The organism is Taklimakanibacter lacteus (assembly GCA_003576695.1).
Taxonomy (GTDB): domain Bacteria; phylum Pseudomonadota; class Alphaproteobacteria; order Rhizobiales; family Aestuariivirgaceae; genus Taklimakanibacter; species Taklimakanibacter lacteus.
Window position 1 is genome coordinate 316190 of the sequence record QOZQ01000001.1, and the last position, 23687, is coordinate 339876.

General features: G+C 63.4%; 22 protein-coding genes. 12 read left to right on the forward strand and 10 right to left on the reverse strand.

The genetic code is table 11. The features are described from left to right. Positions 1-6 precede the first annotated feature (6 nt). Entirely contained in the window at positions 7-1539 is a 1533-nt protein-coding gene (gene hutH / locus DT068_RS01475; protein WP_119387988.1) for a histidine ammonia-lyase, read from the forward strand. On the opposite strand, the gene DT068_RS01480 is transcribed toward hutH, so the two are convergent. From DT068_RS01480 to DT068_RS01500, 5 genes are all read right to left on the reverse strand, one after another. Then, on the reverse strand, positions 1513-2685 hold the full coding sequence (locus DT068_RS01480) for a methyltransferase family protein (protein ID WP_162913940.1): 1173 nt from the start codon (positions 2683-2685) through the stop codon (positions 1513-1515). The genes hutH and DT068_RS01480 overlap by 27 nt on opposite strands. 71 nt (positions 2686-2756) lie before the next feature. After that, positions 2757-3362, reverse strand: coding sequence for a hypothetical protein (locus tag DT068_RS01485; RefSeq protein WP_162913941.1), 606 nt, complete (start codon positions 3360-3362; stop codon positions 2757-2759). Between the two features lie 355 nt (positions 3363-3717). Beyond that, positions 3718-4800, reverse strand: a complete 1083-nt coding sequence (locus DT068_RS01490) for a helix-turn-helix transcriptional regulator (protein WP_119387991.1) — start codon at positions 4798-4800, stop codon at positions 3718-3720. 101 nt (positions 4801-4901) lie between these two features. Beyond that, positions 4902-5711, reverse strand: a complete 810-nt coding sequence (locus DT068_RS01495) for an alpha/beta fold hydrolase (RefSeq protein ID WP_119387992.1) — start codon at positions 5709-5711, stop codon at positions 4902-4904. Between the two features lie 2 nt (positions 5712-5713). Further along, positions 5714-6304: a CGNR zinc finger domain-containing protein gene (locus DT068_RS01500; protein ID WP_119387993.1), complete on the reverse strand. Its 591-nt coding sequence runs from the start codon at positions 6302-6304 to the stop codon at positions 5714-5716. A gap of 61 nt (positions 6305-6365) precedes the next feature. Between DT068_RS01500 and DT068_RS01505 the strand changes: the two genes are divergently transcribed. From DT068_RS01505 to DT068_RS01515, 3 genes are read left to right on the forward strand one after another with little or no spacing between them, the layout of a single operon-like run. Beyond that, positions 6366-7562 carry an MFS transporter gene (locus tag DT068_RS01505; protein ID WP_119387994.1) on the forward strand — a complete coding sequence of 399 codons (1197 nt, stop codon included), beginning with the start codon at positions 6366-6368 and terminating at the stop codon, positions 7560-7562. Positions 7563-7604: 42 nt separating this feature from the next. Then, positions 7605-8393 (forward strand): N-formylglutamate deformylase, encoded by a 789-nt coding sequence (hutG, locus tag DT068_RS01510; protein WP_119387995.1) that lies wholly within the window; start codon positions 7605-7607, stop codon positions 8391-8393. Continuing rightward, the gene (locus tag DT068_RS01515) at positions 8381-9880 is read left to right on the forward strand and encodes an HAL/PAL/TAL family ammonia-lyase (RefSeq protein ID WP_119387996.1); all 1500 of its coding nucleotides are present in this window, start codon (positions 8381-8383) and stop codon (positions 9878-9880) included. Before hutG ends, DT068_RS01515 begins: the two co-directional genes overlap by 13 nt. Before the next feature lie 135 nt (positions 9881-10015). On the opposite strand, the gene DT068_RS01520 is transcribed toward DT068_RS01515, so the two are convergent. From DT068_RS01520 to cysD, 3 genes are all read right to left on the reverse strand, one after another. Further along, positions 10016-10963 (reverse strand): ornithine cyclodeaminase family protein, encoded by a 948-nt coding sequence (locus tag DT068_RS01520; RefSeq protein WP_119388296.1) that lies wholly within the window; start codon positions 10961-10963, stop codon positions 10016-10018. A gap of 56 nt (positions 10964-11019) precedes the next feature. Then, positions 11020-12963, reverse strand: coding sequence for a sulfate adenylyltransferase subunit CysN (gene cysN, locus DT068_RS01525; RefSeq protein WP_119387997.1), 1944 nt, complete (start codon positions 12961-12963; stop codon positions 11020-11022). Between the two features lie 163 nt (positions 12964-13126). Next, a complete protein-coding gene (gene cysD, locus DT068_RS01530) occupies positions 13127-14035 on the reverse strand; it encodes a sulfate adenylyltransferase subunit CysD (protein ID WP_119387998.1) in 909 nt (302 codons plus the stop codon). Positions 14036-14144: 109 nt separating this feature from the next. On the opposite strand from cysD, the gene DT068_RS01535 reads away from it, so the two are divergent. The 7 genes from DT068_RS01535 (at position 14145) to glnT (ending at position 20810) form a co-directional block, all read left to right on the forward strand. Next, a complete protein-coding gene (locus DT068_RS01535; RefSeq protein WP_119387999.1) occupies positions 14145-14810 on the forward strand; it encodes a helix-turn-helix domain-containing protein in 666 nt (221 codons plus the stop codon). A gap of 3 nt (positions 14811-14813) precedes the next feature. Continuing rightward, a complete protein-coding gene (locus tag DT068_RS01540; protein ID WP_162913942.1) occupies positions 14814-15581 on the forward strand; it encodes a hypothetical protein in 768 nt (255 codons plus the stop codon). A 92-nt stretch (positions 15582-15673) separates the two neighbouring features. Then, positions 15674-16573 carry a class II glutamine amidotransferase gene (locus DT068_RS01545; protein WP_119388001.1) on the forward strand — a complete coding sequence of 300 codons (900 nt, stop codon included), beginning with the start codon at positions 15674-15676 and terminating at the stop codon, positions 16571-16573. 139 nt (positions 16574-16712) lie between these two features. After that, positions 16713-17396, forward strand: coding sequence for a GltB/FmdC/FwdC-like GXGXG domain-containing protein (locus DT068_RS01550; protein ID WP_119388002.1), 684 nt, complete (start codon positions 16713-16715; stop codon positions 17394-17396). Positions 17397-17403: 7 nt separating this feature from the next. Continuing rightward, the gene (locus DT068_RS01555; protein WP_119388003.1) at positions 17404-18732 is read left to right on the forward strand and encodes an FMN-binding glutamate synthase family protein; all 1329 of its coding nucleotides are present in this window, start codon (positions 17404-17406) and stop codon (positions 18730-18732) included. Between the two features lie 275 nt (positions 18733-19007). After that, positions 19008-19475 (forward strand): OsmC family protein, encoded by a 468-nt coding sequence (locus DT068_RS01560; protein WP_119388004.1) that lies wholly within the window; start codon positions 19008-19010, stop codon positions 19473-19475. Between the two features lie 27 nt (positions 19476-19502). After that, positions 19503-20810, forward strand: coding sequence for a type III glutamate--ammonia ligase (glnT, locus tag DT068_RS01565; protein WP_119388005.1), 1308 nt, complete (start codon positions 19503-19505; stop codon positions 20808-20810). A gap of 67 nt (positions 20811-20877) precedes the next feature. Here glnT and DT068_RS01570 read toward each other — a convergent pair whose 3' ends face one another. Then, positions 20878-21879: a phytanoyl-CoA dioxygenase family protein gene (locus DT068_RS01570; RefSeq protein WP_119388006.1), complete on the reverse strand. Its 1002-nt coding sequence runs from the start codon at positions 21877-21879 to the stop codon at positions 20878-20880. After that, positions 21876-22664: an NAD(P)H-dependent oxidoreductase gene (locus tag DT068_RS01575; RefSeq protein ID WP_119388007.1), complete on the reverse strand. Its 789-nt coding sequence runs from the start codon at positions 22662-22664 to the stop codon at positions 21876-21878. The genes DT068_RS01570 and DT068_RS01575 overlap by 4 nt, the downstream gene beginning before the upstream one ends. Positions 22665-22755: 91 nt before the next feature. Here DT068_RS01575 and DT068_RS01580 point away from each other — a divergent pair, with 91 nt between their 5' ends. Further along, positions 22756-23682: a LysR family transcriptional regulator gene (locus tag DT068_RS01580; RefSeq protein WP_119388008.1), complete on the forward strand. Its 927-nt coding sequence runs from the start codon at positions 22756-22758 to the stop codon at positions 23680-23682. Positions 23683-23687 lie beyond the last annotated feature (5 nt).

The window sequence follows — 23687 nt, forward strand, 5'->3', positions numbered from 1 at the left end:
GTTGCAATGATCCGTATCGGAGAAGGACCGCTCACCCTCGATCATGTGAGCCAGGCGCTGGCGGGGCCGGTCACGGTCGAGCTCACCGGGAAAGCGCGCGCCGCCATCACGCGGAGCGCCGAGACGGTGACGCGGCTCCTCGCCACGGGCGATGCGATCTATGGCGTCAATACCGGTTTCGGCAAGCTCGCCAAGCAGCGCATCGCGCCGGCCGATCTCTCGGCGCTGCAGATCAATATCGTGCGCTCGCATGCGGCGGGCGTCGGGGCGCCGCTCGAGCCCTCTATCGTGCGCGCCATCCTGCTGCTCAAGATCAATGCCCTGTCGCAAGGCGCCTCGGGCATCAGCCTCCAGGCGATGGATACGCTGGCGGGTCTTCTCAACCAGGACATATTGCCGGTCATTCCTGGGCAGGGCTCGGTCGGGGCCTCGGGCGACCTGGCGCCGCTCGCCCATCTCTCGCTCGTCCTCATCGGCGAGGGCGAGGCTTTCGTCAAAGGAAAGCGCGTCTCGGGCGCCGAGGCGCTCAAGGCGGCAGGCGTCTCACCGGTGCCGCTCGGCCCCAAGGAAGGGCTGGCGCTGCTCAATGGCACGCAGGTCTCGACCGCGCTGGCGCTCAACGGCCTCATCGCCGCCGAGCGCAATGCCGCGGCGGCGATCCTGGCCGGCGCCCTTTCGGTCGATGCGGTGATGGGCTCCGACACGCCCTTCGACCCGCGCATCCACAGCTTGCGGCCGCATCCCGGGCAGCAGCTCGCGGCCGGGCACTACCGCCGACTGATGCAGGGCAGCGCCATCCGCGCCTCGCATGTGACCGGCGATGAGAGGGTGCAGGATCCCTATTCCTTCCGCTGCCAGCCGCAAGTGATGGGCGCCTGCCTCGATCTCCTCGGCAATGCGGCGAAGACCCTCGTCATCGAAGCCAATGGCGTCTCCGACAATCCCCTCGTCTTCGTCGAGGACGGCGCGGTGCTGTCGGGCGGCAATTTCCATGCCGAGCCCGTCGCCTTCGCCGCCGACATCATCGCCATGGCGGTCGCCGAGATCGGCTCGATCAGCGAAAGGCGGATCGCCGCGCTCATCGATCCCACCATCTCGCTCTTGCCGCCCTTCCTCATCCGCAATCCGGGCCTCAATTCGGGCTTCATGATCCCGCAATGCACCGCAGCCGCGCTGATGAGCGAGAACAAGCAGCTTGCGCATCCCGCCAGCGTCGACAGCGTGCCGACATCCGCCAACCAGGAAGACCATGTCAGCATGGCGACCCATGGCGGAAGGCGTCTTGCGCTGATGAATGCCAATCTTGCCCGCATCATCGCCATCGAATTGCTCGCCGCCGCCGAAGGCATCGATTTCCGCCGGCCGCTCACCTCATCGAAGCCGCTGGAGGAGACCTACGCGCTGATCCGCGGCAAGGCTGCCGCGCGCGATATCGACCGCGAATTCGCCACCGACATCGAGAGCGTCGCCGGCATGGTGGAAGCGGGGACGTTTGCGCGTTTCGCGCCCGGACTATTGAAGGAACTTGGCGCGGCCTAGACCAGCCATGCGCCTGAGACGGGCGAAGAGGTCGTGCTCGGCCATATAGGCCTTGTACTTGCGATAGGCGGGATCAGCGCTCAGATGGCGTTCCTCGGTGCGAGCGCGCAGATAGTAGATCATATTGGCAGCGCCGAGCATGAGGCAGGATTGCAGCGCGATCGGCCAGCCGGCGCCGGCGACGAAGGGCACCGAGATCATCCACCAGCTCAGATTCTTGGCCAGATAGGCCGGATGCTTCACCCATCGATAAGGCCCTGAGGCGATGATGCCGCGATTGGTGAGATTGGAAAACCGCAGGCCGAAGATCACGGTCGACCAGACATAGATGAAGGCCAGCACCAAAATGAGGCTGCCCCACAGCACATAGACCCAAGGCCAGGGTGCGAACACATCACCCCAGTGCAGCTTGTCGAGCTCATACTGGATATAGGGCGCCTGCGCATCGACCAGAGGCCGATAGCAGATCACGCAGATGACCCAGCCGCCGATCGTCGGCTCGACGCTCCTTATGTGATTGTCGATGACGCGCAAGGTCAGCGTATAGGCGATGGCCGCCAGCAGCACGTCGATCAGATAGAAGAGATCGATGAGACGCGGGAAGATGTGCTCGAATGCAAGCACCGGCAGCAGCGGCGCCGTCCACATCGCTTTCAGATCATCATGCACATAGACGAACATCAGCGGGATGAAGAAGGCTTTCACCAGCCAGCCTCGCGCATGAAGGGCAAGCGCCGCCCGGTCAACCGACCTGCGTCCGATGAGGAAGGCAGCAAGCTGCGCATAGGCATCTTCGGGATCGCGTTGCCGGCGATCGACCCAGGCGATATAGAAGGGCGAAGCGACGACGACACCCGGCAGCAGATATAGGGCTGCATCCTTGAAGGGGCGGTAGAAGGCGTTGGCATATTCCGGTATGAGCGCATAGAGTGCCGCGATCACGCCAATTGTGATCCAGAAGCCGGCAAGCTTCTGGAATAGCCTTAGCCAATTGAGCGGCCGGACCGGCTGCTGCGCCAGTTCCGTGGTGGGATTGAGCTGGACGCGATAGACGAAGATATCCATGGCAAGCATGGTGGCCGCAGATATAGCCAGCACCGCAAGCGTCTTGATATAGACAACTTCGCTCCAGTCGCGCAGAAGCACCGCGCCTGCAATGGCGGCGGTTACACCTGCGGCACCAGTCCATAGGCTGGCTGAGTCAGGGCGTGCGGGAATCAGAGGGCGGGGGCTCTCCTGGCGGCTTCGGTCGCAAGCATGACCATCCTGGCTCCGTTGAACATCCGTCCGCCCCGGTTGCCCGATATCCATTTTGATTTGATCAAGCCTCGCCTAGCCGCCCGACGTACCGCCGCTGGTGCCGCCCGACGTACCGCCGCTGGTGCCACCCGACGTACCGCCGCTGGTACCTCCAGAAGTGCCGCCGCTGGTGCCGCCAGACGTACCGCCGCTGGTGCCGCCACTGGTGCCACCAGATGTGCCGCCACTCGTTTCGCCAGAAGTGCCGCCAGACGTACCGCCGCTGGTGCCGCCAGACGTACCGCCGCTGGTGCCGCCACTGGTGCCACCAGATGTGCCGCCACTCGTTTCGCCAGAAGTGCCGCCAGACGTACCGCCGCTGGTGCCGCCACTGGTGCCACCAGATGTGCCGCCACTCGTTTCGCCAGAAGTGCCGCCACTCGTGCCGCCAGATGTGCCGCCGCTCGTGCCACCAGAAGTGCCGCCACTCGTGCCGCCAGAAGTGCTGCCGCTCGTGCCGCCAGAAGTGCCGCCGCTGGTACCGCCAGATGTACCGCCGCTAGTTTGCCCGGAGGTGCCGCCACTCGTAGTTCCAGATTCTCCAGAGTTCCGTCCAGTGACTGAGTGGGATTTCTGTTGATTACTCAGATCCGAATGGTCGGTGCCGCCACAATGTTCTTTCTTCTCCGAGCACGGATTGAAGGCCGCTTCGGTCCTCGCAACCAGCTGTGGCAAACCTACGATGGCCACGGTCGCTGCCGCCGCCACTCCGATGAAATAGATCGCCGTCTTCATGAAACCTCCCTGGCAAGAGTCCGGCAGATGCGCATCGCGCCGCCGGAAACCACATTGGTTCAGCCCCAATGCGGAAAATCTGCCGGGAAATTGCAAGGCCGCCTAGCATCATATGATGCTAGGCGAGTGCAATTTTATGGGTTGTCAGGGCTGAAGCGGATGAGCCGACTTCAGAAGCGCAATAAGTTGGCTCTGCTGATTAGTTCCCGTCTTGCGGAAGATGCGGTTCAGATAGGTGCGTACGGTCGAGAATTGCAGGCCGGCTTCGGTGGCGGCCGCCTTCAGGTTCAGTCCTTTGGCCAAAGCGGTGGCCAGCTTCACTTCCGCCGGCGTCAGGTCGAACAGGCCGATCAAGATGGTGGGCGAGGGCACTAGCATGCTGGCGCTGATGGCGGTGGCGACGATGAGCTGATCGCCGCCGCCGAAAAGATCATGCGCATCGCGCCTGAGCGGGAGGACATGCAGCACGATCGGCGGCGGCAGGGTATTGCGCAGCGGAATCGAGCGCAGGACCGCCGCACCGCCCGGGGCCTGCAAGGCAAGCTGGAACAAGCGGTTGGCGTCAGGATGGGAAAGGGCGATGCCGCCGAAGGCCGTGGCGACAAAAAGCTCTTTCTCGCGGTCGAACAGGGCGTTCGTCACCCTGACGCGGCCATTTCCGGCGAGAACCGCAGCCGGGAGCCCGATCATCGCCAGAGCCTCCACTGAGCCACGCGCCTGTTCCAGCCTGAGCCGAGCGGCAGCGAGGCTGGCGCGTGCCATGTCGGGTCGCATGCCATCGAGGAAGGCCAAGCTCTCCGCCGGGTGGATACCCTCGTCCAGACCGCGCTCGAAGATGAACATCGCCACCTCGCCGCTCGGCATGGCTATGGCCGTGCAGGCTTGCCTGCCGAGACCGCGGGCGCGCAATCGAACGCGCAATGGATCGTCCCTGATCTGCTGCGGCGTCATGAAACTGTCCAGTTCGATGAAGCTTGCCGGCCGTACGCTATTCATGAGTTCGAGAGCGGCCACGGGGCTCACCCGCAACGCCTCGTCGGTAATGGCCGCATTCATCATGTCCTGCAATGATGGGACGGCCTGTCCTCGGATGCGCATGTTGTCCGCAAACACCAGAAGCACGCCGCCCTTCGCCGCCGCCACATCCGTAATACGTGTCAGAACGGCAGGCCACTTTTCCGCGATGAACGCGGCTTCATAAAGCGCGTCGATGATTTCCGCCGTCATATGCCTAAATTCCAGGCAGATGGATGCCCTATGCCGAAAAGCATTTACGTTAGAGCAAATCCCGCCGAAGTTGAAGGCTTGGGCCACGGCCCGTTGCAGATTTAATCTGCGGCGAGACGCGCCAGAAAGGCCAGTGTCGCGCGATTGAAATCGTCAGGCCGTTGCAGCGGCGCAAAGTGGCTGACGCCCGAAAGCCGGATCAGCCTGGCACCGGGAATGCTTCGGGCCAGGCATTCGGCATGTTCCGGCCTGATGAACTCGTCATGCTCGCTATGGACGATCGTAACGGGAACCGTGATCCGGGCAAGGTCGCCCGCCGCATAATTGGGCTCGGTCTTCATCATGAAACTGACCGCCGTTACAAAAGCATCGAAATCATCGGGCGTGGCCGAGAGAATGGCGTAGTCCTTGGCATGGCGGCTGAAGCAGCGCTCGACGATGGGTGTCATGACGAATTCCTTGGTGCCGCTCGAATCCATGTTGCAGCCGAAGAAGAAGACGCCGCTGACCCGTTGCGGCGCCCGCATGGCGAGGACGAGCGCAATACAGGCGCCATCGCTCCAGCCGATGAAAGCCGCCTTCTCGACATGGAGATGATCCATGACAGCGAGAACATCAGACGCCATCAGCTCATAAGTGTAAGGGCGGTGGTCGCGCGTGGAGCGGCCATGGCCTCGGCTGTCGATGGCGATGACGCGGTAGCCGGACGCGAGCAGGGGTCCGGCCTGATAGCCCCAATTGCCGCTGTGGCCGAGTCCGCCATGCAGCAGGATGACCGGCGGGCCCGATCCGTAAGATGCATGCCAGATGCGCGCACCGTCATGTTCGATGTGGCCTTCGCGTTCAGGTGCCGGCAGCGACGGTGCGCCGTGGGCGACGAAATTTTCGAGCGTGTCGTCGGAAAAGCACATGCTCAGGAGGTTTTGCGCTTGCGGAACATCGCTACATTGAAACGCGTGGCGCAGCGCTTGCCGCAGAAGCGCTGGCGGCCGGATTTGGAATGGTCGGCGAAGATCTCCTCGCAGGGCTGCGACTGGCATTGATGCAGGCGCTCCGGCCCCAATTCGGCGATGAGATCGGCGATCCCACGCGTCACCACCGCTTCGACATGCTGGACGGGCTTCAATTGCGGCGAGGGCACGAAAATCATGCGGACGGATTTCTCCTCCGCGACAGGCCGCGCGATCCAGGGCCAATGTTCGAGCTTGTGATCGAGATAGCGAGTGAAGTCGGCGAGCGGGACCTCGGCGGTGATGAAACGGATGAGGTGTGTGCGCAGGTCGTCGCGAAAGAGCTGCAGCCGGCGGGCGATCTTGCCCCAGTCGAGGTCCCAGTCGAGCTCGCACCATTCGCTCAGGAACACCCGGCAATGCTCGGGATTGGCGAGGAGATCGGTGACGGCGCGCACCGGGTCATAGGTGTTGACGAAGGCCAGAGCGAAGTCGGCCGGCAGGCGCTCGGGCCGAAGCCGGGCAGGGTGCTGAAATGTAATCTCAGATTTCATTTTACAAGCTTACGCGATTCGATTAGTAAGCGACTATCGCTAATATAGTGATTACGCGGCAATGCGTCCACTCCATCTGATCGTGGCCTCGGTCACCGGCGCCGGCTTCGGCATCAATGCGGTGAAATATGCCGTGCCGGCCTTGCTGGCGCTGGGCGGCAGCGCGCCCTCGGCGATCGGCATGTTCGCCGCCTCGGTCGCCGCCGCCTGGCCGGCTTTCGGGCTGCTCGCCGGCCTGATACTCGACCGGTCGCGCAAAGTGCAGGTGCTGCGGGCCGGCGAAGCGCTGGCGGTGGCCGGCATCATGGTTCTCCTCGCGCTCTACGCCACGGGCACACATGCGCTCGTCCTCCTGTGCCTGGCCGGCTTCGCGGTCGGCGCGTCGGAAGTGCTGGTCGACACGTCGAGCCAGTCGATCCTTCCGGAGGTCGTGGCGAAGCAGGATCTGCGGTCGGCCAACAGCCTGCTCAATGGTGCCAAGACGGTGGGCGTCACCTTGCTGGCGCCGGTTCTGGTGACGGCCCTCGTCGATGTCGCGCCTATTGCCGCGCTGGCCGCCGCCGCCGTCATCCTGCTTGCTGGATTGCTGCTCATCGCCGGCGTCGCCGGTGCGGCGGCGCCGGCGCAGGCAGGCTTGCGTTTCGCCGATGTGACCAGCGGGCTCAGACTCCTGATCCAGGCGCCGGTCCTGCGCGGCCTCACCATCGTGCTCGCCGTCATGTCGATCGCCTGGGGCGGGTGGTTCGTGCTGATCGTCAGCTATGTGATCTCAGCCGAAGGCCTCGCCCTCTCGGCGACCGCCTATGGCTTCATCGTCACCACGCTGGGCTGCGGCAGCCTTGCCGGCGCCTTCGCCTATGGCCGCGTCCATCGCGTCATCGGCACGCGCCTGGTGCTGGCCGCCGATGTCGTGGGGACCATCCTGTTCCATGCCATTCCGGCGCTCGGCTTCGGCTATGTCTCCACCGCCGTCGCGGCCTTCCTGGCGGGCTTTGGCGGCGTCTTCTGGGTGATCAGCGTCAGCGCCTATCAGCAGGCGGCGGTTCCGGTGAGCATGCTCGGCCGGGTGGTGGCGAGCTATCGCTGGATCGGCTGGAGCGCCTTCTTCGCAGGCTCGCTCATCGCCGGCCCGCTGGCGGACCGATGGGGCTTCGCCGGCGCCTTTGCCAGCTTCGCCGTGCTCAACCTCGTCCTGCTGATCGCATTCCCCATCGTCATCCCGAAAAGTGAGGTGCTGGACGAGCCGCTTGCCGCCTGAAACCGCTTCACAGGGGAGCGTTCGGTCGGTAGCTTCGGCGGCGTGAGCAAGCTCTTCGAACTGCAGCAAGCCGACGGTCCCCTCATCTTCTCCGTGCCGCATGCCGGCACCGATCTGCCGCCTGATATCGCGGCGCGGTTGACGGACCATGCGCGGAAGCTTCCCGACACCGACTGGCATGTCGAGCAGCTCTATGATTTCGCGCCTGCGCTCAAGGCGACGGTGATCAGGGCCAATGTCAGCCGCTATGTGATCGACCTCAACCGCCCGCCTGAAGATCAGAGCCTCTATCCGGGCCAGGCGACCACCGGCCTCTGTCCGCCGATCGAATTCGACGGCACGCCGATCTATCGCGATGGCACGGAGGTTAAGGCCGATGAGGTGGCGCTGAGGCGCGAGACCTATTGGCGGCCTTATCATGAAGCTCTCGCCAGGGAGATCGCGCGGGCGAAGAAGCGCCATGGCTATGCGCTCCTGTTCGATTGCCACTCCATTGCGTCCCGCGTGCCAAGGCTGTTCGATGGCGTCTTGCCCGATCTCAATCTCGGCACCGTCAAAGGCGAGAGCTGTGCGCCCGGGCTCGCGGCGCGGATCGCCAGGGTCATGCAGGAAAGCGGTCTCACGCAGATCGTGAATGGGCGGTTCATCGGCGGCCACATCACCCGCCACTTCGGCAAGCCCGCCGATCATGTGCATGCGGTGCAGATGGAGAAGGGCCAGGACTGCCATCTCATGGATGACGGGTCGAACCGTCTCGATCCCGCCAAGGTGGCGAAGCTCAAGCCGGTGCTGCGCCGCATCGCCGAGACCATGCTCGCATGGCGGCCGTGATCCTCGACGGACGCTCGCTCGATCCAAAGGGCGTCGAGCGCGTGGCGCGGGGCGAGACGGTCGTGATCGATGACATTGCGCGGGCCCTCATCGACAAGGGAAGGCGCATCGTCGACAGGCATCTGAGCGAAAGAATTCCGGTCTATGGGCTCAATACCGGTCTCGGCGCCCGGGCCGGGCAGATGCTGAAGCCCGACGCGCTGGCCGAGTTCAGTGTCCGCATGGTGCGTGGCCGCGCCCAGGGGCTCGGGCCGCCACTGCCGCCGCAGGAGGTGCGCGCCGTGATGGTGGCGCGGCTCAACAGCTTGCTCACAGGTGCGCCAGGTGCGAGCCCGGCGGTGGCCGACGCGCTTGTGCAGGCTCTCAACCGCAATGTCATTCCGGTCATGCCGCGCCATGCCTCGATCGGCGCCGGCGACCTGGTCGCCATGGCGGCACTGCCGCATGCGCTGATCGGGGAAGGGGAGATGCTTGTCGAAGGCGAGCGCCAGCCGGCCGCACAAGTTCTGCAATCGGCCGGCCTTGCGCCGCTGGTGCTGGCGCCGAAGGATGGCCAGGTCCTGTGCAACTCGACCGCCTTCTCGGTCGGGCTTGCGGCTCTGGCGGCGGTGCAAGCGCGGCGGGCCGTCACGTCACTGCAGATTGCCGGTGCCCTGTCGTTCGTCGGGTTCCGCGGCAACCGCACGCCGTTCCAGAAGGCGGCGACGCGGATCAGGCCGCAGCCCGGCGAAATCGAGGCGGGCGATGAATTGCTGGCGCTCACCGATTGCGGCACGGCGGAGGTGAAGGCGCGGCGCTTCCAGGATCCCCTGTCCTTCCGCTGCATGCCGCAAGTCCATGGCGCGGCTTATGCGGAAGCGGCGCGGCTCGAAGCGGCGCTCGCGGTCGAGCTCAATTCGGTGGCCGACAATCCGGTCGTGCTTCTCGATGAGGAGAGGATCATCGGCACCAGCAATTTCCATATGCCGCATCTGACGCTGGCACTCGACGGCATGGCGCGGGCGCTGGCGCTCGTCGCGACCGACAGCGTGTCGCGCATCCAGCGCCTCATGAGCCCCTCATTCTCCGACCTGCCGCCGCTGCTCTCTTCCGAAAGCACCGACCGCGCCGGCTTCGGCCCGCTGATGAAGCCGGCGGAGGCGCTCCGGGCGGAGATCATCCATCTTGCCCATCCGGTGCCGATCCTCCCCAGCCACAATGCCGATGGGCAGGAAGATGCGGCGACTTTCTCCGCCCTGGCAGCGCAGAAGCTCGGGGAACTGCTCGACCGGATGGATCTCCTGATCGCGTTGGAACTGTTGGCCGGGGTGCAAGCGGTAGATCTGGCGGGGGTGAAGGAATTGCCGGTACGGCTGGCGCCGGTTCACAAGGCGGTCCGAGGGGTTTCGGGATTCATCGACGATGACCGGCCGTTGGGAAGAGAGATCGAGAGGATTGCCGCAGAGCTGGTGAAAAGTGGAAAGCTGCCGACCCTCGCCCCGCTTTAGCGGGGAGAGGGTAGGGGCCCGACGCGAAGCGTTGGGAAGGGTGAGGGGCCTGTGTCAGGTCACGCAGAGGCCCCTCACCCTCCCATTGCTGCGCAATGGGTCCCTCCCTCTCCCCGCTAAAGCGGGGCGAGGGTATTATGCGTAAGTGAGTGTCTGGCCGATGCCGAGCGCCTTCGCCTTGTCGAGCATCGCGGCGCCGAGCGCGATGTCGGACAAAGACAGGCCGCGGTGCCAGAACAGGATCGTCTCCGCGTCACTCTCACGCCCGGGTTTCTTGCCGGCGACGATCTCGGCCAGCTCGCCATGCACGGTCGCCTCGCTGATGAGGCCGGCATCGATATGGGGTCTGAGCGCGCCGAACTTGCCGGCGCGGAACTGGCTGAAATCATCGATGACGACCTTGTCCATGATCGAGGTCATGGACAGCTCGAGCGCGCTTACCGTGCCATAGGGGATGACGCAGGCGCCCTTCCTGATCCAGGCGGTCTTGAAGATCTCGTCCCGCCGCTCGAGGCGCGAGGCCTCGACCATGATGTCCGCACCTTCGAGGCAGCTTTGCCAGTCCTCGGTGACGATGATCTTCTTGCCGAGGTCGCGCTCGAGGGTCTGCGCGAAGGCTTCGCGGCTTTCCTTGCGGCGCGAATGGACGCGGATCTCGGCGAAATCGAACAGGTGGTCGAGCAGCCTGATATTCCAGTAGGAGGTGCCGCGGGCGCCGACATGGCCGAGGATCTTCGAATCCTTGCGCGCCAGATGGCGGGCGCCGAGCGCGGTCAGGGCTCCGGTGCGCATCTCGGTGATCGCCGTCGCATCGAGAATGGCGACCGGCATGCCGGTGCGCGGATCGAAGAGGTTGAGAAGCGCCATCTCGGAGGGCAGGCCCTTCCGCCAGTTGTCGACATAGTCGCCGACGATCTTGACGCCGGCGAGCGCAAGCGGCGCCACATAGCCGCGCAGCACATTGAAATGGCCGCGAAAGGCAGGGTCGGGGGTAAGATGCATGCGGGGCTCGATCACCGTCTGGCCGAGGCCTTGCGCGCGCAAGCCGCCCTCCACCGCGGCCAGGATCTCCTCATCCGTCATGGCGAGCCGGGCGATGTCAGGCCCGTTCAGCCAGGTGAAAAGGATGCCGGCCTCGCTCACTGGAAGCCCGGCGGATCGATGACCGGAATATCGGGCGTGAGCCGTCCGGCCTGGGTGAGATGGGCGATGATCTTCTGGGCCGCCTCCTCGGGCGAGAGCTTCGTCGTGTCGAGGCGCAGTTCCGGCGCCTCCGGCGCCTCATAGTCGGAATCGATGCCGGTGAAGTTCTTGATCTCGCCGCGCCGCGCCTTGGCATAGAGGCCCTTCACGTCGCGCGTCTCGGCCACGCTGAGCGGCGTATCGACGAAGATCTCGACGAATTCGCCCTTAGCGACCAGCTCGCGCGCCATCAGGCGCTCGGAGCGGAAGGGTGAAATGAACGACACCATCACGATGAGACCGGAATCGACCATCAGCCGCGCCACCTCGGCGACGCGGCGGATGTTCTCGACCCGGTCGGCATCGGTGAAGCCCAGATCCTTGTTGAGCCCATGGCGGACATTGTCGCCGTCGAGAAGATAGGTCATGTGGCCGGCGGCATGGAGCCGCTTCTCGACCAGATTGGCGATGGTCGACTTGCCGGAACCCGACAGGCCGGTGAACCACAGGATGGTCGGCTTCTGTCCGGCCTTGGCCGCGCGGGAAGCCTTGTTCACATCGAGCGCCTGCCAATGGATGTTCGAGGCGCGGCGCAGCGCGAAATTGATGAGCCCCATGCCGACCGTGTTGTTGGTGAAACGGTCGATGATGATGAAGCTGCCGAGACGTCGGTTCTCGCCATAGGGGGTGAAGGGAATGGCGCGGTCGAGATCTATGTTGACGACGCCGATCTCGTTGAGGCCGAGGGTCTTGGCGGCGACGTGCTCGAGCGTGTTGACATTGACCTTGTATTTCGGCGCCTCGAAGGCGCCGGGAATGGTGAGCGGCCCCGCCTTGATCAGATAGGGGCGGCCGGGAAGCATGGCCTCCTCGTCCATCCACAATATGCGGGTCTCGAACTTGTCGGCGACGGCGAGCGGCGAATTGGCGGCGCAGATCACATCGCCGCGGCTGATGTCGATCTCGTCCTCGAGCGTGATCGTCACGGCCTGGCCGGAGGCGGCTTCGGCGAGATCGCCGTCATAGGTCACGATGCGCTCGACGCGCGAGGTCTTGCCCGACGGCACGGCGCGGATCTCGTCGCCCGGCTTCACCGTGCCTTCGACGATGCTGCCGGAGAAGCCGCGGAAAGCCTGGTCCGGGCGGTTCACCCATTGCACCGGCAGGCGGAAGTCGCCCTTGTCCGTCGCCTCGCCGATAGCCACGCTCTCGAGATGCGCCATCAAGGTCGGGCCGTGATACCAGGGCATGGAAACGGACGGCTCGATGACATTGTCGCCCTTCAGCGCCGAGAGCGGGATGCAGGTGAAATCCTCGATGCCGAGTTGTTTCGCGAAACTGCGATAGTCTTCCGCGATCGCCTCGAAGACATCGCGGCGATAATCCATCAGATCCATCTTGTTGACGGCGACGACGATGTTCCGGATGCCGAGCAAGGTGGCGATGAAGGAATGGCGGCGCGTCTGGGTGAGGACGCCCTTCCTCGCATCGATCAGGATGATGGCGAGATCGGCGGTCGAGGCGCCGGTCGCCATGTTGCGGGTATATTGCTCATGGCCCGGCGTGTCGGCGACGATGAATTTGCGCTTGTCGGTGGTGAAGGCGCGATAGGCGACATCGATGGTGATGCCCTGCTCGCGCTCGGCCGAGAGGCCGTCGACGAGAAGGGCGAAATCGAGCGCGCCGCCCTGGGTGCCGACCCGCTTCGAATCCGCTTCGAGCGCCGAGAGCTGGTCCTCGAAGAGCATCTTGGCTTCATAAAGAAGCCTTCCGATCAGGGTCGACTTGCCGTCATCGACGCTGCCGCAGGTGATGAAGCGCAGCAGGTCCTTTTCCTCCTGCGAGCGCAAATAGGCCTCGACATCGCCGCCCTGGAACTCGATGAAACGCGTCGACGTCATCAACGACCGGCCTCCAGATTCCGCAAACCGTCATCCCGGCGAAAGAACGTCATCCCGGCGAAAGCCGGGACCCCCTGAATAGAATCAAGCGGGCGGCAGTTGTCATGTTTCACCGGTTTATTGGGCCCCGGCTTTCGCCGGGGTGACGGAAATGGGGAGAGCATCAGAAATACCCCTCCTGCTTCTTCTTCTCCATCGAGGCCGACTGGTCCTTGTCGATGACGCGGCCCTGGCGCTCGGAGGAGGTCGTCACCAGCATTTCCTGGATGATGTCGAGGAGCGATGCGGCGCTGGATTCGATGGCGCCGGTCAAGGGATAGCAGCCCAATGTACGGAAGCGGATGAGCTTCATTTCGGGCGTCTCGCCCTGGTGCAGCGGCATGCGCTCGTCATCGACCATGATCATCTGGCCATCGCGCATCACCACCGGGCGCTGCCTGGCGAAATAGAGCGGCACGATGGGAATGTCCTCGAGGAAGATATATTGCCAGATGTCGAGCTCGGTCCAGTTGGAGAGCGGGAAGACGCGGATCGATTCCCCCTTGTTCTTGCGGGCATTGTAGAGGTCCCACAATTCGGGACGCTGGTTCTTGGGGTCCCAGCGGTGGCGACTGTCCCGGAAGGAGAAGATGCGCTCCTTGGCGCGCGATTTCTCCTCGTCGCGGCGGGCCCCGCCAAAGGCCGCGTCGAAGCCGTATTTGTCGAGCGCCTGCTTGAGCGCGTCGGTCTTCATGATCTGGGTGTGCAGCGCCGAGCCGTGGTCGAAGGGATTGATCTTCTTGGCGAGCCCGTCCGGGTTGACATGGACGATGAGGTCGAGGCCGAGCCTGGCGACGGTCTCGTCGCGGAAGCTGATCATGTCGCGGAACTTCCAGGTGGTGTCGACATGCATCAACGGGAAGGGCGGCTTGGCGGGATAGAAAGCCTTCATGGCCAGATGCAGCATGACGGCCGAGTCCTTGCCGATCGAATAGAGCATGACCGGCTTTTCGCATTCCGCCGCCACTTCGCGGATGATGTGGATGCTCTCGGCCTCAAGCCGTTCGAGATGGGTCAGCTTTCTGGAGGTCATTCGAAAACTCGTAAAAGGGGCCTGCTTATGGCTCTTGTGCACCGCAAACACAAGCTTCTGTTGAGCACGGCAGGTCTTCCGTCCTATGTAGTTGAAAAGGAGGTAACCCTTGGACAAATCGAGCGGCGGCCGTGGAAAAAAATCCCGAAGGGACGGGGACACGCTGCCCTATCAGGAGCCGCATCAGACGACGCCCGGTGCGCACAAGTTGCTCGAGGAGTCGATCGGGCGCGAGGTCAAGCGCTTCCGCGAGAAACTGGGGCTCACCATCAGCGAGGTCGCCAAGGCCGCCGACATGTCGGCCGGCATGCTGTCCAAGATCGAGAATGGCGCGACGTCGCCGTCCCTGAGCTCGCTGCAGGCTCTCTCGTGGGCGCTGCATGTGCCGGTGACGGCCTTCTTCCGCGGCTATGAGGAATTGCGAGACGCCACTTTTGTCAAGTCGGGGCAAGGACTTACGATCGAAAGGCGGGGTACCAGGGCGGGCCACCAATACCAGCTCCTGGGCCACAGCCCGCATGGGCCGGTGATGGTCGAGCCTTATATGATCACGCTCACCGCCCAGTCCGACGTCTTCCCGACCTTCCAGCATGCCGGGCTCGAATTCCTCTATATGCTGGAGGGCGAGGTGGTCTACCGCCATGGCGACAAGACCTATGCGATGCTGCCGGGGGATGCCTTGTTCTTCGATGCCGATGCCCCGCATGGGCCGGAGGAACTGCGCAAGCTGCCGATCCGCTATCTCTCGGTCATCTGCTATCGCCGTGACGAATAATCCATGAAAATCATTCGCTTGCTGGTTATGGTCGTGGGGTTTGCCGGCAGTTTGCTGTTCACCGGCGCCTTCATCGCCTCGTGGACCAATGCGCATTTCATCAGCCAGGCGGCGCGCGAGGTCATCCGCTACCGGGTTGCCCAGGAGATGGATGAGAAAGTCGAGGCGCTGGGCGCGGATTTCCTGGTCGAGAAGGCGAAAATCCTGATGAAGGACAAGGCTGAAGAGATCGGCAGGATGAAGCTCCTGCTCAAGGCCAAGATTCCGGAAATCGTCGCCCTGGTCGCGAGCCAGATGGCCGATCTCAACTGTGAATGCCGGAACAGGCTGTCCAGAGGGTTGCGTGACTTTGTGGTCGCGCAAATCGCCGATGCGGCCCAGCTCCAGGACCGACTGACCGACCTCATCAAGACGAAATATCTCGAAGTGGAGGGCCAGCTCACGCGGGAATTCCGCATCTTCACCGGCACCAATGCCGCTGCCTTTATCCTGCTGACCCTCGCGGTGTTCATGCGGCGCCAGGCTGGGGTCCATTTCCTGCCCGTTGGCCTGGTGCTGCTGCTCGCGACGCTGGTGACGAGCTATTTCTATCTGTTCAACCAGAATTGGCTGCACACGATCGTGTTCGGCGACTATGTCGGATTCGTCTATACGGCCTATCTTGTCTTCGTCTTTGCCTGTCTCTGTGACATCGTGTTCAACCGGGCGCAGGTAACGGCCACTGTTCTGGACGCAACCATCGGCAATCTGTTCCGCGTCCTTCCCTGTTAATTCCTCTGGGGAAAAAATTATTCCCCCCAGTTGCAAGTTCCCCTGGCCGCTGTTACATGATCGGGAAACCTCACTGAACGGGAGACTTGGCCATGTGCGGCATTGTCGGCCTCTATCTCAAGAACCCCAAATTGCAGCCGAAGCTCGGCCAGCTGTTCAAGCCCATGCTCATCGAGATGACGAGCCGCGGGCCCGATTCAGCCGGTGTGGCCATCTATCGCAACCCGGCCAAGAAGGGCTTCACCAAATTCTCGCTCGCCCATGACGATGCGAAATTCGCCTGGAAGAAGCTGGCGGCGGCGCTCAAGGCGCATACCAAGAAGCAGGTCAGCGCCGAGCAGATCGGCAATCATGCCATCCTCACCACCAATGCCAGGGAAGAGGCGGTGACGGCGTGGCTCAAGGCGCATTATCCGGATGTGCGCGTCGTCGGCTCCGGCCAGGCGATCGAGATCTTCAAGGAAACGGGCTTGCCCGAGAAGGTCTATGAGAAGTTCGATCTGGCCAAGGCCAAGGGCAGCCACATCATCGGCCATACCCGCATGGCGACCGAGAGCGCCGTGACCACCGCCGGCTCGCATCCTTTCGCGACCGGCGCCGATCTCTGCCTCGTCCACAATGGCTCGCTTTCCAACCACAACCGCCTGCGCGAGAACCTCAAGCGCGAAGGCCTCGAATTCCAGACCGAGAACGACACCGAGGTCGCCGCCGCCTATATGACCTGGAAACTGCGCCAGGGCGCCTCGCTCAAGGAGACATTGGAAGACGGCATCAAGGACATGGACGGCTTCTATACGTTCTGCGTCGGCACGCATGACGGCTTTGCCGTGGTGCGCGATCCCATCGCCTGCAAGCATGCGATCCTCGCCGAGACCGACGACTGGGTGGCGATGGCGACCGAGTTCCGCGCCATCGCGCACCTGCCCGGTGCCGACAAGGCGAAGATCTGGGAGCCGGCGCCGCAGACGATCTATAATTGGGGTGGACATTAGTGCTCACTTATTTTCGTCATCCCGGCGAAAGCCGGGATCCCCTAAATTCATTCGGGACGATGAGCGCTGCCCGCAGGGCATTTATTCAATGGGTCCCGGCTTTCGCCGGGATGACGGGCAGAGGGAGAGTACAAGAATCATGATCGAGATCGATCTCGAAAAAGACGGCGTGCGCGGCGTCAATTCGCGCCTGCATGCGCTGCCCAAGGATACCAACGAGCGGCACTGGCTGATCCGCAATCCGATGGGCCAGCATGCCATTGCCTGTGGCCTCGATGCGCCGATCACCGTCGAGGTCGCCGGCCATGCCGGCTTCTATTGCGGCGGCATGAACAAAGAGGCCGAGATCCTCATCCATGGCCATGCGGGACCGGGCGTCGCCGAGAACATGATGTCGGGGATAGTGCGCGTCGACGGCAATGCCAGCCAGTCGGCCGGCGCCACCGGCAATGGCGGCCTCCTCGTCATCAAGGGCGACGCGGCGTCGCGCTGCGGCATCTCGATGAAGGGCATCAATATCGTGGTCGGCGGCTCGGTCGGCCATATGTCGGCCTTCATGGCGCAAAGTGGCCATCTCGTCGTCTGCGGCGACGCCGGCGAGGCGCTGGGCGACTCCATCTATGAGGCCAGGCTCTATGTGCGCGGCAAGGCCGACAGCCTCGGCGCCGACTGCATCGAGAAGGAGATGACCGATCATCATCTCGCCAAGCTGGCGCGCCTTCTCGACGAGGCCGAGATCAAGGCCAATCCGAAGGACTTCCGCCGCTTCGGCTCGGCACGCAAGCTCTATAATTTCAACATCGATCACGCCGACGCTTACTGAGGCACACATGGATCCCAACACGCCGCGCACAACGCCCCGCAAATCGGCAACCTTCGACGACTATACCTTGTCGGAAATCCGCCGCGCCGCCACCACCGGCATCTATGATATCCGCGGCGCCGGCGCCAAGCGGAAGATGCCGCATTTCGACGACCTCCTGTTCCTCGGCGCCTCGATGTCGCGCTATCCGCTGGAAGGCTATCGCGAGAAATGCGGCACCAATGTCGTGCTCGGCACGCGCTTCGCCAAGAAGCCGATCGAGCTGAAAATCCCGATCACCATCGCCGGCATGAGCTTCGGCTCGCTCTCGGCGCAGGCCAAGGAAGCGCTCGGCAACGGCGCCACCCTCGCCGGCACCTCGACGACGACCGGCGATGGCGGCATGACGCCGGAGGAGCGCGGGCATTCGAAGACACTGGTCTACCAGTATCTGCCCTCGCGCTACGGCATGAACCCGGACGACCTGCGCAAGGCAGATGCGATCGAGGTCGTGGTCGGGCAGGGCGCCAAGCCCGGCGGCGGCGGCATGCTCTTGGGCCAGAAGATCTCCGACCGCGTGGCGCAGATGCGCAACCTGCCCAAGGGCATCGACCAGCGCTCGGCCTGCCGGCATCCCGACTGGACCGGGCCCGACGATCTCGAGATCAAGCTGCATGAATTGCGCGAGATCACCAATTGGGAGAAGCCGATCTATATCAAGGTCGGTGGCGCCAGGCCCTATTACGATACGGCGCTTGCGGTGAAATCGGGCGCCGATGTCGTGGTGGTCGACGGCATGCAGGGCGGCACCGCCGCCACGCAGGAAGTCTTCATCGAGCATGTCGGCCAGCCGACGCTCGCCTGCATCCGCCCGGCGGTCAAGGCGCTGCAGGATCTCGGCATGCACCGCAAGGTGCAGCTCATCGTCTCGGGCGGCATCCGCAACGGCGCCGATGTGGCGAAGGCGCTGGCGCTCGGCGCCGACGCGGTGTCGATCGGCACCGCCGCACTGGTGGCGCTCGGCGACAATGACCCCCATCTCGAAGAGGAATACCAGAAGCTCGGCACCACGGCCGGCGCCTATGACGACTGGCATGAAGGCCGCGATCCCGCCGGCATCACCACGCAGGATCCCGAGCTTGCCAAGCGCCTCGATCCTAAGCGGGCCGGACGCAGGCTCGCCAACTATCTGAAGGTCATGACGCTCGAGGCGCAGACCATCGCGCGCGCCTGCGGCAAGAACCATGTGCATAATCTGGAGCCGGAAGACCTGGTGGCGCTCACCGTCGAGGCGGCCGCCATGGCGCAGGTGCCGCTGGCGGGCACGAACTGGATCCCGGGCAAGAGCGGCTATTGATGGGAAGACGTGCAGATATCCTCGCCATCAGACCCTCGCCCCGCTTTAGCGGGGAGAGGGGAGGGACCCGACGCGAAGCGGCGGGAGGGGTGAGGGGCATGCATGAAGTGAACTGGAGCCCCTCACCTTCCCATTGCTCCGCAATGGGCCCCTTCCTCTCCCCGCTGCGCGGGGCGAGGTGTAAGAAGAGCGGATAGGAGACCAGGCCCAATGGGAATTTCCGCTCTTCCGATATTCGGCGATACTGCCGCCCTTGCGATGGCGACGAGGTAGTCATGGCGCATCTGCACACCGCCCGGATCCTGTGGGAAAGCAACAGCGACAACTTCACCAAGAACACCTATTCGCGCGCCCATCACTGGTCGTTCGACGGCGGCCAGACGGTGCTCGCCTCCGCGTCACCGCATGTGGTGCGGGTACCCTTCTCGGACCCCGCCGGCATCGATCCGGAAGAGGCGCTGGTGGCGGCGATCTCGAGCTGCCACATGCTGACCTTCCTCTATCACGCGGCCAAGGCGGGCTTTACGGTCGAGCGCTATGAGGACAATGCCGAAGGCCAAATGGGCAAGATCGCGGAAGGACGCCTTGCCGTCACACGCTGCACCTTGAAGCCTCTCGTCCAGTTCGCGGGCAAGGCGCCGACGCGGCCTGAGCTCGACCATCTTCACCATCTGGCGCATGAGGAATGCTTCATCGCCAATTCGGTCAAAACAGAAATCATCTGCGAACCGCAGGGTGTCTAAATCTAGGGTTGGAAACAGGAGACCTTCATGGCCGGCGATCTGGCTAAATATGCAAAAGACAAGAAAGTAAAATTCTTCCTCTTCAATTTCACCGACCTGTTCGGCACCCAGCGCGCCAAGCTGGTGCCGGCGGAAGCGGTGGGCAGCATGCAGAAATCAGGCGCCGGTTTCGCCGGCTTCGCCACCTGGCTCGACATGACGCCGGCGCATCCCGATATGTTCGTGATGCCGGATGCGGATTCGGTCATCCAGCTGCCGTGGAAGCCGGAAGTGGCGTGGGTGGCGGGCGACCCGTGGATGGAAGGCAAGCCGGTCGGCCAGGCGCCGCGCCTCGTGCTCAAGAACCTCCTCGCGAAATGCGCCAAGCGCAACATGAAGCTGATGGCGGGCGTCGAGCCCGAATTCCATCTCATCAATGCCGATGGCTCATCCGTCTCCGACCCGCGCGATACGCAGGAAAAGCCCTGCTACGACCAGTCGGCGGTGATGCGCCGCTTCGACGTCATCTCCGAGATCTGCACCACCATGATCAATCTCGGCTGGGGTCCCTATCAGAACGACCACGAGGACGCGAACGGCCAGTTCGAGATCAACTGGAACTTCAACGATGCGCTGACCACGGCCGACCAGCTGTGCTTCTTCAAGTTCATGGTCAAGTCGATCGCCGAGAAGCATGGGCTTCGGGCCACCTTCATGCCGAAGCCCTTCGTCAACCTCACCGGCAATGGCTGCCATGTGCATATCTCGGTGTGGGACAATGCGAGGAAGGCCAATCTCTTCCATGACAGGAAGGGCGAGCTCGGCTTGTCGCCCTTGTGCTACAACTTCCTCGGCGGCCTCATGCATCACGCCGAGAGCTTCGCCGCCATCACCAATCCGACGGTGAACAGCTACAAGCGCATCAATGCGCCGCGCACCATGTCGGGCGCCACCTGGTCGCCCAATACGGTGACCTTCGGCGGCAACAACCGCACCCATATGGTGCGCGTGCCGGATGAGGGGCGGGTCGAATTGCGGCTGCCCGACAATTCCGCCAATCCCTATCTGATGATGGCGGTGATCCTGGCGGCGGGCCTGCATGGCATCGATGAGAAGATGGATCCGGGCAAGCGCCTCGACATCGACATGTATGCCGAAGGGCACAAGGTGAAGGGCGCCAAGAAGCTGCCGCTCAACCTCCTCGATGCGATCCGCAATTTCGAGAAGGACAAGTATATTCTCGAGGCACTCGGGCCCGAGCTGTCATCGGCCTATATCAAGCTCAAGTCGAATGAGTGGAACCAGTATTGCCGCCATCTCACCCAGTGGGAACGCGACACGACGCTGGATTGCTAGCCCGCCTGCCTGACATGAAGCCTCGCCACTTCCGTCATCGTGGCCAGTGCGGGTGGTTGTCAGGATGTCAATTCCACCAGCCCTTGTGCTCTTTCTTGGGTTGCCGCGCAATGCCGTCGCCGGGCTTTGGCGGCTCGATCTCGAGCAAGTAGCGCTGCACCGGAGTCATGCGGCTGTAGAGCTCGGGCGTCAGGTAATCAAGCTGCAGAAGCTGCTGCGGCAGGTCGCGCCGCGTATAGGTGAGATGCAACATGCGGCGCGGCTTGTCGGTCTTCTTGAGCGTGCCTGCGTGCCACATCGATGAATTGCAGATGATGACCGAACCGGCCGGTGCTTCGACCAGCACCTCACCCGGATAGGGAGCGGATAGGTCCTTCGGGATGCGTACCGCTTCCTCGGGGGTCAATGGTGCAGGCTCCCAGTCGCCGATGTTCACATAAGGCACATTAATCGGCGCCCAGTAGTGCGAGCCCGGAACGATGCGGGTCGGTCCATTGTCCAATGTCATGTTGTCGAACATAACCATGGAGTTCACGACCCACCAATCATCCACGAACTTCTTGGGGACGTCGACATGCAGGTCCTGGTGGCCGTAGCCTTTCACGGGATCACGAAGATTGGCGCCATGCACTTTGATTTCGCCCAGCGCATGCGCCGAAACGGCGAGAACTTCGGGGATCCACAGGCATTTATCGAAGGCGTCGGTCTTGTTGAAGATGTTGGAGATGCGGCGGGCGCCCGGCTCCACATGCACTTCGTGACCGCCGTTCTCCCTCTCCTTGGCGTGGATGAGCTCGAAGGCGCCGCGCATCCGCTCGCAGTCCTCCGACGTCAGGACATTCTCGACGATGATGTAGCCTTGCTCATCAAATTGCCGCTTCTGGGCATCGGTAATGGTCGAGGGCGTGACGCCGAGCTCGCGCAGGGCTTGCTTCGTATGCATCTGGTCCTCCTTCCAGTTTTTCTCCCCATTTAGACGTTCAGGTGAACGTTTCATCAAGAGGTATTTCTGCTTGTGCCGAGCCAGGTATTGAGCCGTTTCGTGGTTGGTCAGCGGGTGGTGGATCATGCTTCAGTATTCACGTGAAGGGCAAATCCGGACATCTCCTGATCGCCAAGGCCGGGGCGGAGGGTCATACCCGGGATCAGATAGTCGCCGCCATTCTGCCGGCGATAGGGGATCGGCGGAGTGGTTGCGAGAGTGCGCATCCTTTCGCGCAGGCCTTCGGCCGCGGTCTCGAAACCCGACGCATCGAAGCGGTCGACCTTGTAGACCACGAAGGGCGGCAGCACGTCATAGCCCGGGTAATAGAGAATGCCGTGATTGATCGGGAACAGCAGGTCGTCGATCGGCCCGTTGACGCCGCGCGGCGTGTAATGCTCCTCCCAGCCGCCGGCGGTCACGATCAGCATGGCGCGCTTGCCGGCGAGCGTTCCCTCGCCATAGCGGTCGCCCCAGCGCCGATCGCTGTGCTCGCCGACGCCATAGGCAAAGCCATAAGCGAAGACGCGATCGACCCAGCCTTTCAGGATCGCCGGCATGGAGAACCACCAGAGCGGAAACTGCAGGATCAGGATATCGGCCCACAGGAGCTTCCCGATTTCGGCTTTGACGTCTTCGGTGAGCGTATCGGCATCGAAAGCTGTCTTGGAGGCGGCGACCGGTATGAGCCGCGCCTGCGGGTCGAGCGACGGGAAGTCGGCCCGGTCGACCTCGGATTTCCAGCCATCGGCATAGAGATCCGACACGCGCACCTCATAGCCCTGGGATTCGAGCTCCTTGACGGCGACGTCGCGGAGCGCGCCGTTCAGCGAGCGGGGTTCGGGATGGGCAAAGACGAGCAGGACTTTCATGGGCTGGGCCTCCGGGATGGGACGGCCCCTAAGCTAGGCATGACCTGAGCAATCCACTATATGTGCATAATGAATAATATCATGCCGAAAAATGGATAAATCGGGCGTCACCCTCGAGCGCCTGCGCAGCTTCGTGCGCGTCGCCGAACGCAGCAGCCTGTCGGCAGTGGCGCGCGAGCTTGGCGTCGGGCAGTCGACCATCACGCGCCATGTGCGTGAGCTCGAGGAAGCGGTCGGCGTGCCGTTGCTCAGCCGGACGACGCGGCGCGTGACGCTGACCGAGGAGGGCAGCCGCTATTATGCCAACAGTGTGCAGATCCTGCGGCTCGTCGAGCAGGCGGGCGATGAGGCGCGCGGCACGCGCGGCGCGCCGGCGGGGACGATCCGGATCTCCTGCACGGTGGCCTTCGGGATCCGGCAGGTGACCCGGCTGATCTTCGCCTTCCAGGACCAGTATCCCGATATCGGCATCGATCTCAGCCTCTCCGATGAGCGCATCGACCTCGTGCGTGAAGGGGTCGACCTGGCCCTGCGCCTGGGGCCGCTCACCGACAGCTCGATGAAGCTCAAGAGCCTTGGGCAAAGCCGGCGAATGCTCGTGGCGGCGCCCGACTATCTCGCGGCACGCGGGCGGCCTGTTATGCCGTCCGATCTCTCCGCCCATGAAGGAATCCGCCTGTCGAATGTCGCGGGCAGCGACATGCTCGCGCTCACCGGTCCCGATGGCGAGCGTCATATCGTGCCCTTCGGCGGACGCTTCCTGTCCGATCACGGGCTTGCCGCGCGCGAAGCCCTTGCCGCCGGGCGCGGTGTCGCGCCGGCCCATCACTGGCTGGTCGATGATCTCCTGGCCCACCGACGGCTGGAAGTGATCCTCCCCGAATACGAGCTGACGCCGGTTCCGGTGAGCATGCTGATCGTGCCCGAGCGCTCAGGCATCGCACGGGTGAGGCTATTGGTCGATTTCCTGGCCGAGGAGATCAGCCGGATTCCGGGAATCGAAAAGGCGCGAGCCTAATGCCA